Below are 17,843 nucleotides of genomic sequence, written 5' to 3'. Positions count from 1 at the left end.
GATTGCCGAAGTATGGCGCTTAGCACAAGGAGCAATCGGCACAGAGCCTATTCAAGCTGTTTAGGGGTTTAAAAAACTCGATTAATTTAAATGAAAAGGAAGTACGTGAAATGAGTGACTCTGCGACCGTGAAGCTGGCAGCTGGAATTGATATCGGTACGACATCGATCAGTATCATTCTTTCATCGATCGAAACGGGTGAGACGGTTAAATTGGTCACTACAATGAATACCACTGTTATCTCATCGAAGAGGAATTGGGAAAAACAGCAGAATCCAGATCAAATCGCAGCGATGGTCGTGAATCTTATTCAGGATTGCAGCGAGGTATGGCAGCAGGTCGCTGCAATTGGCATCTCCAATCAGATGCATGGAGTGCTCTATATCGATCGTAGTGGAAATGCAGTCAGCCCGCTCTATACATGGCAGGATGGAAGAGGCGATCTGCCTATGACGGCTAGCGTCACTTACGCCGAGTCGCTTGGCGAGTTTTGGGGTCAGCCGATAGCTACGGGATACGGTCTCGTGACGCATTACTTTAATGTTTTGAACGACGGGCTGTCGGCGGATTGTTATAAACTGTGCACAATCGGCGATTATGTGGCAATGAAGCTATGCGGATTGAATGAGCCGATAATGGATGCCACTCATGCGGCAGCCATTGGATTCTTCTCCGCAGAGACGCATTCATTTGAATTTGATAGGCTCGAAAGTGCGGCATTGGACGCGACTATATTGCCTGAGCTGGCCGGAAAAGACGGTTTAGTAGGTTATACGCCGGATGGGAAGCCAGTAATCTGCGCGATCGGCGACAATCAAGCGAGTTTTCTTGGCTCTGTACCGCGCCTTTCAGATTCAGTCCTGTTGAATATCGGGACAGGAGCACAAATTTCTGCTTATTCAGATCGTTGGTTAAAGGCGGACGGCTTGGAGACTAGGCCATTTCCGGGAGGCGGATATCTGTTAGTAGGCGCTTCGTTAAGCGGAGGAAAGTCTTATGCGCTGCTGAAATCCTTCTTCCAAGAGACCGTACGAGCCTTTGGTACGTTGGCCGAAGATGAACTGTACAGTGAAATGAATCGTCTTGCAGAAGCTGCGCTTGACAGCGGGGTTCCGCCGCTCCGTTTCGACACAAGGTTTTATGGAACCAGAATTGATCCGGCTGCAGCAGGAGGCATTAACGGACTTTTAGCTTCTAATTTTACGCCGGGCCATTTCGCCGCAGGGATATTAAACGGAGTTGCAGACGAATTGATGGACTTCATTCAATTGGCTCCTCCTCAGCTTAGTAGCGTATGGACGAATGCTGTCGGCTCCGGCAACGGCATTAGGAAAAATGGAGTGATGCAGCGGCTCTTGCGAGAAAGGCTTTCTCTACCGCTTCGATTGTCTGGTGCTGCAGAGGAAGCGGCATTCGGCGCAGCGATTTACTCTGCTGCCCGCGCGAATCTATTTACGGATCTAGATGCGGCTATCGCCGTCATGCATAGAGGAGAATGCCAGGATGTCTAAGAATAAACTAGTCATCATTCATACTACATCGATCACGGTAGAACCATTGAAGAGGCTGGCTATAGAGACCATACCGGATGTTCAGATCATAAATCTTGTTGATGATTCCATATTGCCGCAACTTGCTGCGAACGGCGGACGCATAGAGGGAATTCAGGACCGTTGGCGGGAGTACGCTCTAATTGCAGAGAAGCAGGATGCTGCTTGCATCCTTAACGCCTGTTCCTCCATCGGTGAGCTTTGCGCGCTTGTCCAGCCGGATATTAACGTGCCGATCGTTCGAATAGACGATGCTATGGCAAGTTATGCCATTCGAGCCGCGGATGTAATCGGAGTAGCAGCAACGCTTGCAACGACTATGAATCCGACGCTGCGCATGCTGCGCGGCAAAGCGAAGGAGCTTGGGAAATCTGTTGAACTCGTAACCGAAGTTGCTTCATCCGCCTATCAAAAATTGATAGACGGAGACAAGGAAGGTCATGACGAGGAACTTGCAGCTGTGCTGCGCGGGCTTGCAAAACGGTCGGAGATTGTCGTGCTGGCTCAGGCTTCAATGGCCAGTGTGCTTACCCGGTTTACACCGGATGAGCGTGAAAGGTTTTTGACTAGTCCTGCGCTTGCAATGGCCAACGTCAAAAGTATCATGACAAGATAACGGTGAAGGAACATTGACAAATACAATTAAATGATGAATCAAGGGAGAAAACTCATGCAAATAAGAAAAATACCAAATAATGTGATTACGTTGAAGCAAGCGCTGGAAGCGGCTGAGGCTGGTCAATATGCGATCGGCTCCTTTTCCCCGCGCTATACCCCGATGATTGAGGCCGTTCTTCTGGCTGGTCAGGAAACAAATTCGCCAATTATTATTCAAATTTCGCATAAGGAGCTGATCCGATACGGTATCACAGCTGCGGAATTCGGAGAAACATTCTACAGTCAAATTGAAGATCTCCAAATCACCGTACCCGTTGTCCTGCATCTTGATCATACAAAAGAATTGAATACGATTGTTGAAGCAATCGATGCTGGCTTTACATCCGTCATGATCGACGCATCGGAGAAGCCGTTCGCAGAAAATGTGGCAGCGAGCAAAGAGGTTGCGGAATATGCGCATGCCAAGGGCGTATCCGTTGAAGCGGAGCTCGGCATGATTGGAACGACAGACTTCGTCGAAACGGATACGGATGAAGAGCTCTACACTGATCCCGAGGAAGCGTCGGAGTTTGTACGATTGACGCAAGTTGATGCGCTTGCCGTATCATGCGGAACCGCACATGGCGTATACGAGGTCAGACAACCAAAGATCGACTATGACAGATTGTCAGCTATTCGGAAATTGACTCCGGTTCATCTTGTGCTGCATGGAGGTTCTGGCGTTCCTTACGAAATGATGAACCTAGCATTCAACCTTCCCGGAGGCGGAGTAAGTAAAGTGAATATCGCAACTGACCTGGAGCTTTCGTTGTTAAAGGCTCTAGGCCGTGAGACTAGAATGACAAATGAAGAATGCAAATCGCTGAATGCCGAACAATTGGCAGCAGGTAGGGAAGCGGTGAAGCGGACCGTAATCGAGAAAATCAATCGTTTCGTATGCAGTGCGAATCAAGCTGGAAGCATGACATTCTAACAGCCTTATTCTATAAATACACCAAAACAACTGGAGATGACCTGGATGAAAGACAAGAAACTGTATATGATCGGAAATGCCCATTTGGATCCGGTATGGTTATGGCAGTGGCAGGAAGGGTTTCAGGAAGCGAAGGCGACTTTCCGGTCTGCACTGGATCGCATGAAGGAGTCGGAGGAATTTATCTTTACTTCTAGTTCGGCGGCGATGTACGAATGGATCGAGAATAATGATCCTAATATGTTCGAGGAAATTCGTCAACGTGTGAAGGAAAACCGCTGGAACATCGTAGGAGGTTGGTGGATCCAGCCTGATTGCAACATTCCAAGCGGAGAGTCCTTTGTACGTCAAGGCCTATACGGCCAACGTTATTTCAAAGAAAAATTCGGCGTGATCGCCAAGGTCGGCTATAACGTGGACAGCTTCGGACATAATGGCATGCTGCCACAGATTCTAAAGAAAAGCGGAATGGACTATTACATTATGATGAGGCCGATGTCGAACGAAAAGGGCCTGCCGGGTCGCCTATTCAGATGGGAATCCGATGATGGTTCGCAGGTGCTTGCATTTCGAATTATGTTCGAATATTTATCTTGGGGCAAGGATTTGGAGATGCATGTTCGCCGAACGCTCGGCGAATTCAAGGAACCGATTAATGATCTGATGCTGTTCTACGGCGTAGGCAATCACGGTGGAGGCCCGACCAAAGAAAATATTTCCAGCATTCGACGCTTGAATGACCTGCCGGATCTGCCGAAACTAGAGTTCGCGACGCCAGATAAATACTTCCAAGATATGGAGAACTCCGGACTTACTTTCCCAGTCGTGCATGATGATCTGCAGCATCATGCAAGCGGCTGTTATGCAGCGCATTCGGGGATCAAGCAGTGGAACCGACAAGCAGAAAACAAGTTGATCGCAGCGGAGAAATACTCCGCGCTAGCCTCTTGGATTACGGGCCAGCCCTATCCGCTTAAGGAATTTGACCGCGCTTGGAAGAACGTATTGTTTAACCAGTTTCATGACATTCTAGCAGGAACAAGCCTCGAACCTGCGTATCAGGATGCGCAATATTTATTCGGGGAAGCGATGGCAATCGCTGACCGCTCCTTGAATTATGCCGTTCAGTCGTTATCCTGGAATATCGGCATTGAGCAGGATGAGTCGATGAGACCGATCGTCGTGTTCAATCCGCATGCGTGGGAGAGCAGCGTCAATGTTGAGCTGGAGATTGACAAGATTAGAGAAAAGACAGTACTGCTGGACGAGAAGGGGAATGCTGTGCCTTTCCAAATCGTTAAATCGCAGGCTGCCGCACGCGGACGCTTCCGATTAAGCTTCATGGCGAATCTTCCTTCGATGGGTTACAGCGTCTATAAACTCGTTGAGGAGTTACAGTCGGCCATAAGAATCGGAGAGTCGATCACCGCGAGTGACCTTGTCATGGAAAATCGTCATTTGAGACTGGAATTTGACCGAGAAACCGGTTTTATTAAAAGTCTAAAGGACAAGCGATTTAATCATGAGGTGTTCAAAGGGGAGGCTGCAAAGCCCGTTGTCATTTCGGATACCTCGGATACATGGAGCCATGACGTGCTTCATTTTAATGAAATACTCGATCATTTCAAAGCTACAAAGGTGCTCAGAATTGAGCATGGCCCAATAAAATCAGTGATCCGTGTCGTTAGTGAGTACGGCAGCTCCAAGCTGATTCAGGAGTTCGCTATGTATCCAGATCGAGATCAAATCGATGTTAAGGTTACGGTCGACTGGCGCGAGAAGTTCAAAATGCTCAAGCTAGTATTCCCAATAAATGTCGTCTTCAGCACGCAAACGTATGAAATCCCATATGGCACGATTGAGCGTGAGCATAATGGCGAGGAAGAGCCAGGACAAAGCTGGGTCGATTATTCCGGTCTAGTGCAGGAGAGCAACCAAATCTATGGTGTATCCCTCATGAATGACGCGAAATACAGCTACAGCATCCATAACAAGGAGCTAGCTTTGACCGTGCTGCGCAGTCCGATTTATGCGCATCATGTTCCATATATGCCTGATCCCGACGGTGAGTATACGTTCATCGACCAAGGCATTCAGCAGTTTTCATATTCTCTTCTGCCGCATGAAGGAACTTGGGCGCAAGCGGGTACGGCGCGCCGGGCTGCGGAGCTGAATTGCAAGCCAATCGCTGTCATTGAGACCTTCCACGAGGGCGAACTTCCGCAACGTGCTTCGTATGCAGATGTAGATCGGGAGAATGTGATTATCAGTGTGATTAAGCAAGCCGAGGACAACGAGGATTTGATCGTCCGCTGCTATGAGACGGCTAAAAGGGCTACGGCTGCAGAAATCAGGCTGCCTAAGTGGAACCGCGTGATAAAGGCCGATTTCAAGCCTTCGGAAATTAAGACCTTTCGCATACCGAAGAAGCAATCGGAGCCAGTAACCGAGACCAGCATGCTAGAATGGGACCTCGAATAGCATGAGCGGCCAATTATGGAATGAGCTGAGGCAAGCTGGAAGATATATGACGGACAACGGCTTGTCATGGGGAAATGCAGGCAATATCAGCGCTCGGATTGACGATGACCGTTATTTAATTACGGCAAGCGGCACTTATTTGGGAGAGCTCGGCGAGGATGATTTCGCTATGTGTACCCTATCGAGTGGAGAGCTGCCGCTTAAGCCGGGACGGAAGCCCTCGAAGGAGGTTCCGATGCACCGGGCCGTCTATGAGACGAGGCCAGAAATCAAGGCAGTGCTGCACGGCTCGCCTTTTTACAGTACACTCATTGCCTGTTCTGGGGAAACCATTCCATCGAACTGGTTCGTGGAGTCCATGTATTATTTGGAGCGGGTGGAGCGCGTTGCTTATTATCATCCGGGTTCGAGAGAATTGGGAGAAGCGGTGCGGGAGAAAGCGCAAACGGCAAATGTGCTGCTGCTTGAGAATCATGGCGTACTCATACTCGATACCAGTGTCAAAGAGGCGAGAATGGCGATGCACACTCTCGAAATGGCATGTATGATGTTTGTTGAAGCGAAAGGCGCTGGCATCCAAATAAAAGGCTTATCAGACAAAATAGAGCATGATTTTCTCCATCATGCCGGCTACCGTGCGAGAAGGGAGTGGCAAGCATGATCGGCATTGTCGCGGACGATATAACAGGCGCGAACGACATTGGCATAATGTATGCGAAAGCAGGCTTCAGAACCTATGTGTACCCAATTGACGCTACACCGTTGGTAGGAGGCAATATGCCTCTGCCTGATGTTCTGGTGATGAATACGAATTCTCGGTTGGACAGCAGAGCAGAGGCTTACTGCAAGGTATTTCGTATGACGACGGCTTTGTATTCGCTTGGCTGCAACCGTTTTTTTAATAAAACCTGCTCCGTGTTTCGGGGGAATGTTGGTGCTGAATGCGATGCGATGCTGGATGCGCTTGGCGAAGACTTCGGGGTTATTATACTCGGCTTTCCCAAGAACGGAAGAACGACGCTTGACGGGGTTCATTACGTTCATGGGAAAAGGCTGGAGGATTCGGAATTCCGTAACGATCCCGCCAATCCGATGCTCGAATCAGACTTAGTATCTATCCTGCAGGCGCAAACGAAACGGAAGGTCGATCTTGTCTCTATCGATATTGTAGAGCAAGGAGCAGATGCACTGAGAGCGGAAATTAACCGCAAGCGTGAACGATGCTCGTATCTGATTCTCGATGTCCGCGACGATCGTTCTTTGCACATTATTGCGGAAGCCGTTAAGAATGAGCGAGTGCTCTGTGGAAGTTCTGCATTGTCCGAGCATATGTCGCTGCTTCCGGAGCTTTCGAAAGGCATTAACTTCAGCTTGAAGGCAGAACGGCCCGTACCCGGAACTAATGTGCTATGCGCAGCGGGCAGCCTTATGCCGCAAACCGCAGCGCAGATCGCTTACGCAAAGCAGCAAGGCATGATTTCATATGAGCTGGATTCTATAAAATTATTGGATGAGAGAGAGAAACTGCGTCATCTTGCAGATGTGACGGCTGCGGTCGGCGGCTCTCTGAAGGAAGGGCATGATGTTCTCATCCATACGAGCGGAGATCGCGATAAGGTAGAAGAAACGAAGCGGCAAGGATCGTTGCTGGGACTGAGCAATACTGAAGTTTCGCGGCTAATATCAAACGCGCTTGCTTGGGCTGTCAAAGAGATCGTAGATCGAACGAACAATCGAAAGCTGCTAATAGCCGGAGGCGAAACGTCTGCGGCTGTTTGCGATAAGCTTGGAATCGAGGGTATACAGGTTTTGCGTGAAATCGAACCGGGACTCCCATCCTGCCGTTCGCTTGGCAGTGTTCCTATAGATCTGGTATTGAAATCAGGCAGCTTCGGCAGCGAGGCTTTTTTCCTTAAGGCGGTACGGCACTTGAAACAGCTTCATGAACATCAAACCTTATAGGAGTAGGAGGCATGCGACTATGTTCAAGTATAGAGATAATGGCTTTTTTCAATTCATAAATAATCAAGAGACGCATGTGACGGAAGCATTCAGCGTTGCTGTTCGATTAAACGCCGCTCAGTCGCAGATTATGCTCGCTCAAGATGGATATGAGCAATCCGAAGGCTCCGACCGAACAGGGGCCTATCAAGCGACTACATGCTTTTTCAAAGACGAAACAGACTGCATCCATGTACGCTTGGTATTTCGTCAATACAGCGATGTACTGCTGGCAGCGGTAGAAGCAGAAACGGTTAACAGCAATGATTTTGGCACACAGCTCACTTTTGCCTCGGAGAATGGCATAGAGCTTACATTTCGTCCGGCTGCACCTATTCTTGGCGTATTGGCCAATTACCAACATAAAGACTGGTGGACGCGTCCGTACTTCGGGACGGATCCTTCGTCTCTTCCTGCGCGCACACAGTCGCTGCTATGGAAAACCGAATCCAACTATTATCATTTGCTGCCGGTAGTAAGCTCTAAATTCCGCGTGGATGCGGCAGGTTCGCCGGATGGCTATGTTCTGCGCATTTCCTCCTTTCAAGGCGGGCATAGAAGCTGCGAGACATTGGTTTTCGCCTTCGCTGGGGGCGGCGCTCCGCATAATCTTATCAAAAGGAATGCCGCTTCAGCGTTAAAGGCATTAGAGTATCCTACTCTGCCTCGTGAGAGCAAGGTTTACCCAGCTATATTGGACAAGCTTGGCTGGTGCAGTTGGGATGCCTTCTATCATAAAGTCGATGAAGAGGGATTGTTTACGAAAGCAGAGGAGCTTAAACAGCTTGGCCTGCCAGTAGGCTGGGTTATGATTGACGATGGTTGGTCTGCTATCGAGGACAGCAAGCTGATGGACTTTGAAGCGGATTCGAAAAAATTTCCACAGGGACTAGCTCATACCATCAGTATTTTAAAGGAGAGCTATGGTATTAAGCATGTGGGAGTATGGCATACGATTGTTGGCTATTGGGGCGGTGTTCATCCGAATAGCAATATAGCAAGGGAGCTGCATGATTCTTTGCTGTTGGTTCCACGAGGCAATCTTATTCCTTATCCTGATGCAGGGAGAGGTTTTGGGTTCTGGCATGCTTGGCACTCTTATTTAAAGCGTCAGGGCGTTGATTTCGTGAAGGTCGACAGCCAAAGCGCGATTTTAAACTATTTGAAGGAACAGCGTTCCATCGGGGAAGCGTCGGCAGCTGCGCATCAAGCGCTTGAGGCTTCAGTTGCCTTGCATTTCGACAATGCTATCATCAACTGTATGGGCATGGCATCGGAAAACATATGGCATCGACCGAAATCCGCCGTATCCCGGAACAGCGACGATTTCGTACCGCAGGAAAAACGTGGTTTCCCGGAGCATGCGTTGCAGAATGCATATAACTCGATTTATCACGGCGCATTCTATTGGGGCGATTGGGATATGTACTGGACGAAAAACCATGACGATGTGCAAAACGCAGTCCTTCGCTCGATCAGCGGCGGTCCGGTTTATTTCAGCGATGCGCCAGGCAATACAGATCCTGCGAAAATTTGGCCGCTCATCTATAAGGATGGCACAATCATACGCTGTGATGGAACGCCAAGCCCTACGGAGGATAGCTTGCTGAGCGATCCGACTGAGCAAGCGTTGCCGCTCAAGCTATGGAATACGGCTGGCGGCGCAGGTGTTGTAGCCGCCTTCCATATTCACAAGGATTCCGCAGCCGTAACAGGCAGCATCGGTCCAGCGGATGTTCCTGGGTTAGAAGGAAAAAGCTTCGCTGTATACGAGCATTTCTCACGTCAAACTGCGCTAATCGGCGCGGATGATCGGCTTCCGATTCAATTAGCAGAAGGTGGATATGCGCTTTATACGCTTGTGCCGATGTCAGGCAGTGCTGCACCAATCGGCTTAACGGATAAATATATATCCTCGCATGCGGTTCATAGCATGAGAGATGAGAGCAATCACACCGTTATTACGCTTCGGGAAGGCGGTGCGTTCGTTTTTGCCGCCAAGGCTGCGCCTGTCCATGTACTTTGCAATGGCAAACTAGTAAAGGTCAGCATGCTTGGTGAATCATTCTATGAAGTGGATGCCCAGACGGCAGAAGGGGAAGCGACAATCGTGATCAACTGGGGTTAGCTTGCAGCATGTGTAAGCATTCGAGCCTTAGATGCAGCTATCGCTCTTCCTGAGGGTTCTAATTCAGGAGCCAATCATTCGTGTTCGAAGAGGTGGAAGTTCATGCTGCTAGCGATAGATATCGGGACAACAAATATCAAAGTCGGATTAGTTGGTGAGTATGGAAACGTAATCGCTCGCAGGGAGCGGGTTAATCGCAAGCTTCGGCACAAACAGGGTTATGTCTATTATGATCCTGAGCAGCTTTGGCAGATGACGGCATCGCTTATAAAGGAAACTACCGAATCTGCAGGCGTGCCTGAAATAAGAGCGATTGGCATTACGAGCATGGCAGAAAGCGGCGTCCTAATCGGCCGGAAAAATGGTGAGCCCAAATCTCACCTTATTCCTTGGTTTGATACGTTGTCTATTCCGCAGGCAGAAACAATTGAGCAGGAAATAAACGTTCGTGAGAGATTCATTCAGACAGGTATGGTTCCATCATTCAAACAGGGTCTAGCCAAGCTCCTTTGGCTGAGAGAGCTGAATCCTGAATCGTTGGAAGGAAGCGTGTGGTTGTCGGCTTCTGCTTTTATTGCATTTCGTTTGACGGGCTGCTTTGCAGAGGAATATACATTAGCGGCTAGGACATTTGCCTTTCGTATTGACGAAAGGAAATGGGATGAAGCACTAATCCGGCATTTCGGACTTAACATCGAGCTATTCCCGCCTGCTATACCGACAGGCGCATCTGTCGGCACCGTTATGGGGCAAGCAGCAGAAGATCTCGGCTTGCAGGGGGACACACTCGTTTGCTTAGCTGGACATGACCATATATGCGCCTCGCTTATCGCTCAAGATAAAGACTTAGGAGGCGTCTATAATTCCATGGGGACGGCGGAGACGTTGGTTGGCATATTCGAGGACCGACCGCTCCGCAACGATGATTACTGCTCTGGCTTATCCTTTGGCCTGCATCCGCTGAAAGACCGAATGTATTGGATTGGCGGTCATTCCTCTTCTGGCGGTTCGGTTGAGTGGTTGAGAGAACTGATTAGCGATGGTGAACTAACTTATGAGCAGCTAATAACACTGCTGGAGCAAATTCCTTCTGATTCAGGGCCCACCGGCATATTGTATTTTCCATATCTATCGGGAAGCGGTGCACCACATACCAACCATTACGCTAGGGCAGCATTCGTTGGACTATCAGCTCTGCATAGTAAAGCGGAAATTCTGAAGGCCTTGCTGGAAGGAAACGCCTACCAGTTAGAGATGCTTCGAAGGCAAGCTGAGAAAATAAGCGGTCAGCCAATAAAGCAGATGACCGTTGTTGGCGGCGGTGCAAAAAATCCAATTTGGTTGCAGATAAAAGCAGACGTTTCCGATGTGACGCTTAGAGTCCCAAGCATGGCGGATGCAACCATACTCGCTGCGGCAGTGATTGCTGGCGTCGGCGCAAAAGTTTATACGACATATGAAGAGGCAATGACTGAGATAGAAAGACCAGCATCGAGGCTTATTCACTCTCATCCGGAGCGGCATGGACAATATAAACAAGTTTACGAGCAAGGCTTCGCCGCATTATCTGGCCCCATTCTCCGTTATGACGAATGGCAGCATAAGCGGGGCATGGAGTCATATATCAAATAACGAGGTTAGGGATGTCGTATCCAAAAAACGGAGGATTGATGAAATGAATCATTCTGTTATGGAAAGGCTTTACAGCAGATACCCGGAGCTGGAGGCTGCATGTTCAGATGATATTAAAGAAGTTTTTGAATTAATTAAAGTCTGCTATCAAAATGGCGGCAAGCTTCTAATCTGCGGGAATGGTGGAAGCGCGGCTGACTGCGAGCACATCGTAGGTGAACTGATGAAAGGCTTTTTGCTTAAAAGGCTAATTCCGAATGAGTTTCGTGGAGAACTTCTAGCCATTGACAGGGAGCATGCGGATTATATTGCTGATCGTTTGCAGGGTGCTTTACCGGCAATTTCCCTTGTCAGCCATTCCGCATTGTCGACTGCTTTCGCGAATGACCAAGCATCGGATCTAATCTTCGCTCAGCAGGTATACGGCTACGGCAAGCGGGGAGATGTTCTCTTAGCCATCAGCACATCAGGTCATTCCGCTAATGTTATGCATGCGGTTCGGGTTGCAAAAGCAATGGGCGTGCACACGGTTGGCTTAACCGGACAATCGGGGGGAGACATGAAGGGACTTTGCGATGCGACGATTTCGGTGCCTTATGAATATACACCAGATATCCAAGAACGCCATTTGCCCATTTATCATGCTCTTTGCATTCTGATCGAAGAAGAGTTTTTTGCCTCATGAGCATCATTGCCGGCTTGGATATCGGGGGAACGAAAATCGCGGTCACGATTGGAAAATTGAATGGAGCTGGCGTAGAACTGTTGGGAAAGAGGATGTTTCCCACGCCATCAACTCCAGAAGAGTCAATGGAACGTATGATGGAAGAGCTGGAACAATTGATCAACGAAGGTGAAGGTGAGCCGCTTGCGGCTGTCGGGATTAGCTGCGGCGGGCCTTTAAACAGCAGAACTGGGGTAGTTATGTCACCGCCGAATTTGCCAGGATGGGATAAATTCGATTGCGTTACGCCGATAAAGGAACGTTTTCAGGTTCCCGTCTGTTTGCAAAATGACGCGAATGCTTGCGCTTTGGCGGAATGGATGTGGGGTGCGGGCAAAGGCTGCAGCAACATGATTTTTCTCACGTTCGGTACGGGGATGGGCGCAGGCTTGATTCTTGATGGTCGTCTCTATTCCGGTACGAACGATATGGCCGGTGAGGTAGGGCATGTCCGCCTTGCAGATCAAGGCCCCATTGGTTATGGGAAAGCGGGCTCATTTGAAGGCTTTTGCAGTGGTGGGGGGATAGCAAAACTGGCTCGATTACGTGCAGAACATGAGATAAGGAAAGGAAATAAGGTTGTATATTGCGCCACTTTAGAGGATTTAACCTCAATTACGACACAAAAAGTGGGCGATGCGGCACAAATGGGAGATCCGCTTGCGTTAGAAATATTTACAATTGTTGGTCAGCGATTGGGACAAGGCTTAGCGATGTTAATCGATATTCTGAACCCGGAACGTATCGTAATCGGCAGCATTTATGCAAGGCAGCATGCCATTCTCGGTCCAATCGTAACGAAGTTTCTAGAAGATGAAGCCATTCCATACAGCTTGAACGTATGTGAGATTCTGCCGGCGGGCTTAGGTGAATCTGTCGGTGATTATGCCAGCCTATCCGTTGCCTCATCGTTACTGAAATAAAGCAGCTGTTTCAGCTGTGATCGGCCGGTAGATATAGATCTATCGGCTTTTTGTTTTGTGTAATGGGTTTAAAAAGAATTTAATAGGTTCATACTAATTCTTGTATGTTTTCCGATATAATAGGTGATAGTGCAGGACTATACACCGAAGGAGTCGGGATATTTGATTAAATTATCGGCAGAGCGCAAGAGACAGCTTGACTACACGGGCATTACGGAACAGGATTTGAAGACTCTGGCAGTGAATAAGCCTATTTTCCAAAAGATTGTGGACGAAGTCGTTGATCGTTTTTACGACAGTGTTGGCCAGCAGCCGAATTTAGTCTCGATAATTGCTAAATATAGTACAATCGATCGCCTGAAGGAAACGCAGCGCTGGTATTATATGTCGCTTACCGATGGCGTCATCGATCAAGCTTATATTGATAATCGCATAACGATAGGTGCCGTTCATTCACGGATCGGTTTGACGACCGATTGGTATTTGGGCGCCTATATGACATATCTGGATATCTCCACCAATGTGCTGCAACAAGTTCTTCCGGGCAACTGGCAGGAAGTCGTGCATGCGTTGACGAAATTGTTTAATCTGGATTCGCAATTCGTATTGGAAGCCTATAACCAGCATGAGCAGCATAAAATTCAAGAGCTCGCCGACAATCGATCGGTCATGCTGACTACCGTGACAAGCGCGGTGCAGGAACTCGCCTCGCTCATGTTCGAATTGGACGAGGGTGCGCAATCTATTGCGGCAACTGCAATTTCGACCTCGCAATCGCAGGATAAGACGCATACATTATTAGGGGAGCTTCGTGAGGAGTTGGACGGCATTACTGAAATGGGCACGTTAATTCGCGGCTTGTCGGACCAGACGCATCTGCTCGGACTCAACGCGGCGATCGAAGCGGCTAGAGCGGGGGAGAATGGGCGAGGATTCGAGGTTGTAGCGAATGAAGTGCGTAAGCTGGCAGCTTCATCGCGCAATGCGCTTGAAGGGATACAGTCAAAACTTGAAGAGATTGACAAAAAGCTCTCCGCCGTACGTCATGAATCCGAGCTAACTTCGGTTGAAGCGCGCAACCAAGCAGCAAGGTCGCAGGAGCTCGCCTCGTTCGTCCATATGGTCGATAAGGTTACGAAGGACCTGCAGCAATTAAACCAATCCTAGAATACGACGCAGCTTAGAAAAAGCAGGAATTCTCTCCACCGAGGGTTCCTGCTTTCGCGTTATATAAGTTGACACAATTTTCAGATTTTAGTATGATTATCCTAACATTAAGATGCGATTCGGTTATAAATGTTAAGATTTATAACGCAAATATAACATAATTGATCGGATGTTTATCCAGCTCGTACCAAATTGGTGCAGCGCCCATCATGGAGGAGGCGGTTGTCATGTCGACGGCCAAACAGTCGCAGTCGCAATATTACGATGCTCAAACCTTTTACGATGAAATGTTCGAGAAGGACTTTTCGGTCCGTGCCCACTATGACGCGGTCCACCGATTGTTCGGCAGAATGAAGCCGTCCGAGCTTGCAACCAGGCAGAAAGCGATCAATCAACGAATGCTGGAAGAGGGCATTACGTTTACGCTGTACAGCGGGACACAGAATGAACCGCTCGAGCGCACGATACCGTTTGACTATATCCCGCGCGTTATTCCGAAGCATGAATGGGATGTTGTCGATCGAGGCGTCAAACAACGGATTAGAGCCTTGAATGGATTCCTGCATGACGTGTATCATGGTCAAAGAATCGTATCGGACGGTATTATACCTCGGCGCATGATTGTATCGAATACGTATTTCCGGCCGGAAATGGCTGGTCTACATGTACCGGGCGGTGTATATATTACAGCATCGGGCATTGATTTAATTCGTGATGAAAAGGGCCGTTATTATGTGCTGGAGGATAATTTGCGGTCGCCATCAGGGTTCTCCTATCTCTTCAAAGGCAGAACGCTAATGAATGAACTGTTCCATGATCTGTATCTATCGAGCTCCGTGCAAAGCATTGACCGCAGCTTGAACTGCTTCTTAAGCTCACTTCGCGCATTATCTCCAAATGGCAAAAGGGATCCTTTAATCGTATTGCTCACGCCTGGCGCCTACAATTCCGCTTATTACGAGCATACCTTTCTTGCGCAGCAGATGGGCATCCATCTAGTTGAAGGAAGAGACCTCGTCTACAAAGACCATAAAATCTATTTGCGTGATTTGCGCGGACTTCGTCAGGTTGACGTCATTTACCGCCGGATCGACGATGATTTTCTGGATCCGCTTGCCTTCCAGCCTGACTCCTTCCTTGGTGTGCCGGGTCTTATGAACGCGTATCGTGCAGGCAATGTCGCCATTGCCAATGCACCAGGAACGGGAGTGGCGGATGACAAGGCGGTATACGCCTACGTGCCGGATATGATCCGTTACTATTTAGGTGAGGAGCCTATTCTGCAAAATGTGCCGACGTATATTCTCTCTCGCAAGGAAGAGCGTGAATATGTGCTTGAGCATCTTGAGCAGCTTGTCGTGAAAGAGACTTCGCTATCTGGCGGTTATGGCATGCTAATCGGTCCAAGCGCTTCGCCCAAGGAAATTCAAGCATTTGCGGAGGCGATTAGACGCGAGCCAGAGCGATATATTGCGCAGACCACGATGAAGCTATCCCGCGCGCCGGTCATGGTGGATGGCGGCATGACGCCGCGGCATATCGACTTGCGTGCATTTGCATTAATAGGTGAGGAAACGCACGTTATCCCTGGAGGCTTAACGCGTGTCGCGATGACGGAGGGCTCTCTCGTTGTCAATTCATCGCAAGGCGGCGGCGTCAAGGATACTTGGGTTCTTAATCGATAATGAATTGGGAGGGAATGCCATGCTGAATCGGAATGCAGAAGCATTATTTTGGATTGGCCGTTACATGGAACGGGCTGAGAACCATGCGAGGCTAATCGATGTGCATTATCATCTCCAAGGAGAGGATAGCCCAGAGGAGGCGGAAGGCAAACAATCCGGAGAGACAGCTGAGCCTTATTTGAAATGGGCAAGAATCGTCGATGCCTTAGGCAGCAGAGAAACTTACGAGCAGCAATACAGCAGCTATAATGAACGCGATGTATTGTTTTATACGACGCTTGACCGCGATAATGCCAATTCCCTCGTTTCCTGCGTCAGCCATGCAAGAGGCAATCTGCGTACACTGCGCGAGAAGGTGCCGAGCGAAATGTGGGATGCGACGAATGCCTTCTATTTATGGCTCCGCGAGAAACAGCCCGACGATCTGCTTCAGGAATCCCCGCATCTGTTCTTCGGTAAAATCAAAGAATGGACCGCTTTGTTTCAAGGGGTAAGCCAATCCGTCATGCCGCGCGAGAATGAATGGCATTTCATCGAATGCGGGCGTTATTTGGAACGCTCGGAGAATACGCTTCGCATCATCAAAGCGGTTGGCAATGCAGCCAGCGGTGAAGGATGGAACAGCGCAAGCGCGTATCCTTATCTGCAGGCGGTCCTCCGCTCAGTAAGCGGCTATCAGGCATTTAGACGATATTACGCGGACGGCATTTCCGTTGAGACGATCGTCGAATTCGTTGTGCTGAATGCTGCATTTCCGCGTTCGCTGCATTTTGCGCTGCACACGCTTGATGATCATATGCGCCATATCGAGCTGCAGGACAAACAGCTGCGCATTGCTCATGAACGAGTGATTCGCCAAGTAGGCAAGGTGAAAGCGGATCTCGCATGCTTGGAGCGTGAGGATATGGTTCTCGATCGGAGCGGCGCGATTGTCGCCCATCTGCTGGATGCCAGTCAACAGCTCGGCATGATGTTCGCCAAAACCTTTTTTCGTATGGGGGAGGCAAGCGCATGAAGCTGAGTATTTCACATGTGACGCAATACGAGTATGCAGAAGCGGTAACGGACAGTGTCAATGAAATCAGGCTTACGCCCAGCACGAACGAGAGGCAATCCTGCTACCAGCAAGCGATTTCCGTAGAGCCGAACGCCTCCCTGTTTACCTACGAAGACTATTTCGGCAATCGGGTACATGCTTTTTCGGTGAACGGACCACATAAAAAGCTAACGATTCGAACGAATATGACGGTTGTCACGAAGCAGGCGCCAACCTCCGAGGAGAGAGCCCAATACTTAAGAAAACGCTCGCCGGAACAAGCTTGGAGCTGGCTGCAGACAGAGGATGCGGCCAATCGATTTACGGAATTTCTGCTTACAACGGAATATACAGCGGTCACAAGCGAGGTCGAGATATTTGCCGGCGAAATTTCGGATACCGAAGAAAATGGCAAAGTCAGCGTGCTGGATTGGCTCAATGCGTTATCGACCAAAATAAGAACGGAATTCGTGTATGATCCTGAAGCGACGGACGTCAAAACAAAGGCGTCGGACATGTTTCTGAGTAAAAGGGGTGTGTGCCAGGACTTTGCGCATTTGATGATCGCTAGCTGCCGTGCTTTTTTGATTCCATCTCGGTATGTGAGCGGCTATCACTTTGTAGGTGATTTACAGGGCGGCAGTGCGGATTTTGAGCAAGCATCCCATGCTTGGGTTGAAGCTTTCGTGCCTGGACTAGGCTGGTGCAGCTTTGATCCAACGAACGTCGATCCTGTTGGCGAACGCTACGTGAAGCTAGGTCATGGACGGGATTACAAGGATATTGTACCGGTCAAGGGCGTTTACCGGGGCACGGGCGAGCAATTGCTGCATGTTTCGGTTGACGTTAGAAATGTAGAGGATTGATGGATGGAACAGGAGCCATAGAAAGAACAGTTAGCCGCTGATTCGTACCGCGGTCAACT

Annotated in this window: 14 protein-coding genes; all 14 read left to right on the top strand. The window is 49.1% G+C overall.

All coding sequences use genetic code 11. The features are described from left to right. Positions 1-110: 110 nt before the first annotated feature. The 14 genes from FHS16_RS03100 to FHS16_RS03035 all read left to right on the top strand — a co-directional run bounded on the left by FHS16_RS03100 (position 111) and on the right by FHS16_RS03035 (position 17,784). Entirely contained in the window at positions 111-1,511 is a 1,401-nt protein-coding gene (locus tag FHS16_RS03100) for a sedoheptulokinase (protein ID WP_183558778.1), read from the top strand. Then, complete coding sequence (locus FHS16_RS03095) at positions 1,504-2,166, top strand: aspartate/glutamate racemase family protein (RefSeq protein ID WP_183558775.1); 663 nt, start codon at positions 1,504-1,506, stop codon at positions 2,164-2,166. Before FHS16_RS03100 ends, FHS16_RS03095 begins: the two co-directional genes overlap by 8 nt. 54 nt (positions 2,167-2,220) lie before the next feature. Further along, a complete protein-coding gene (locus FHS16_RS03090; protein ID WP_183558772.1) occupies positions 2,221-3,141 on the top strand; it encodes a class II fructose-bisphosphate aldolase in 921 nt (306 codons plus the stop codon). A 45-nt stretch (positions 3,142-3,186) separates the two neighbouring features. Further along, positions 3,187-5,622 carry an alpha-mannosidase gene (locus tag FHS16_RS03085; RefSeq protein ID WP_183558770.1) on the top strand — a complete coding sequence of 812 codons (2,436 nt, stop codon included), beginning with the start codon at positions 3,187-3,189 and terminating at the stop codon, positions 5,620-5,622. Between the two features lies 1 nt (position 5,623). Continuing rightward, the gene (locus FHS16_RS03080) at positions 5,624-6,283 is read left to right on the top strand and encodes a class II aldolase/adducin family protein (protein ID WP_183558767.1); all 660 of its coding nucleotides are present in this window, start codon (positions 5,624-5,626) and stop codon (positions 6,281-6,283) included. Continuing rightward, entirely contained in the window at positions 6,280-7,584 is a 1,305-nt protein-coding gene (locus FHS16_RS03075) for a four-carbon acid sugar kinase family protein (protein WP_183558764.1), read from the top strand. The genes FHS16_RS03080 and FHS16_RS03075 overlap by 4 nt, the downstream gene beginning before the upstream one ends. A gap of 19 nt (positions 7,585-7,603) precedes the next feature. Continuing rightward, entirely contained in the window at positions 7,604-9,751 is a 2,148-nt protein-coding gene (locus FHS16_RS03070; RefSeq protein WP_183558760.1) for a Sip1-related alpha-galactosidase, read from the top strand. Between the two features lie 102 nt (positions 9,752-9,853). Next, positions 9,854-11,383 carry an FGGY-family carbohydrate kinase gene (locus FHS16_RS03065; protein ID WP_183558756.1) on the top strand — a complete coding sequence of 510 codons (1,530 nt, stop codon included), beginning with the start codon at positions 9,854-9,856 and terminating at the stop codon, positions 11,381-11,383. 43 nt (positions 11,384-11,426) lie between these two features. Then, a complete protein-coding gene (locus FHS16_RS03060; protein WP_221226246.1) occupies positions 11,427-12,068 on the top strand; it encodes a D-sedoheptulose-7-phosphate isomerase in 642 nt (213 codons plus the stop codon). Continuing rightward, complete coding sequence (locus FHS16_RS03055; RefSeq protein ID WP_183558753.1) at positions 12,065-13,030, top strand: ROK family protein; 966 nt, start codon at positions 12,065-12,067, stop codon at positions 13,028-13,030. The genes FHS16_RS03060 and FHS16_RS03055 overlap by 4 nt, the downstream gene beginning before the upstream one ends. Before the next feature lie 162 nt (positions 13,031-13,192). Beyond that, complete coding sequence (locus tag FHS16_RS03050; RefSeq protein WP_183558750.1) at positions 13,193-14,197, top strand: globin-coupled sensor protein; 1,005 nt, start codon at positions 13,193-13,195, stop codon at positions 14,195-14,197. A gap of 227 nt (positions 14,198-14,424) precedes the next feature. After that, on the top strand, positions 14,425-15,882 hold the full coding sequence (locus tag FHS16_RS03045) for a circularly permuted type 2 ATP-grasp protein (protein ID WP_183558747.1): 1,458 nt from the start codon (positions 14,425-14,427) through the stop codon (positions 15,880-15,882). 19 nt (positions 15,883-15,901) lie between these two features. After that, the gene (locus tag FHS16_RS03040) at positions 15,902-16,897 is read left to right on the top strand and encodes an alpha-E domain-containing protein (protein ID WP_183558744.1); all 996 of its coding nucleotides are present in this window, start codon (positions 15,902-15,904) and stop codon (positions 16,895-16,897) included. Continuing rightward, complete coding sequence (locus FHS16_RS03035; RefSeq protein ID WP_183558741.1) at positions 16,894-17,784, top strand: transglutaminase family protein; 891 nt, start codon at positions 16,894-16,896, stop codon at positions 17,782-17,784. The genes FHS16_RS03040 and FHS16_RS03035 overlap by 4 nt, the downstream gene beginning before the upstream one ends. Positions 17,785-17,843 lie beyond the last annotated feature (59 nt).

Source organism: Paenibacillus endophyticus (genome assembly GCF_014192395.1).
GTDB classification, from domain to species: domain Bacteria; phylum Bacillota; class Bacilli; order Paenibacillales; family Paenibacillaceae; genus Pristimantibacillus; species Pristimantibacillus endophyticus.
This window is presented reverse-complemented; position numbering and strand designations above follow the sequence as displayed.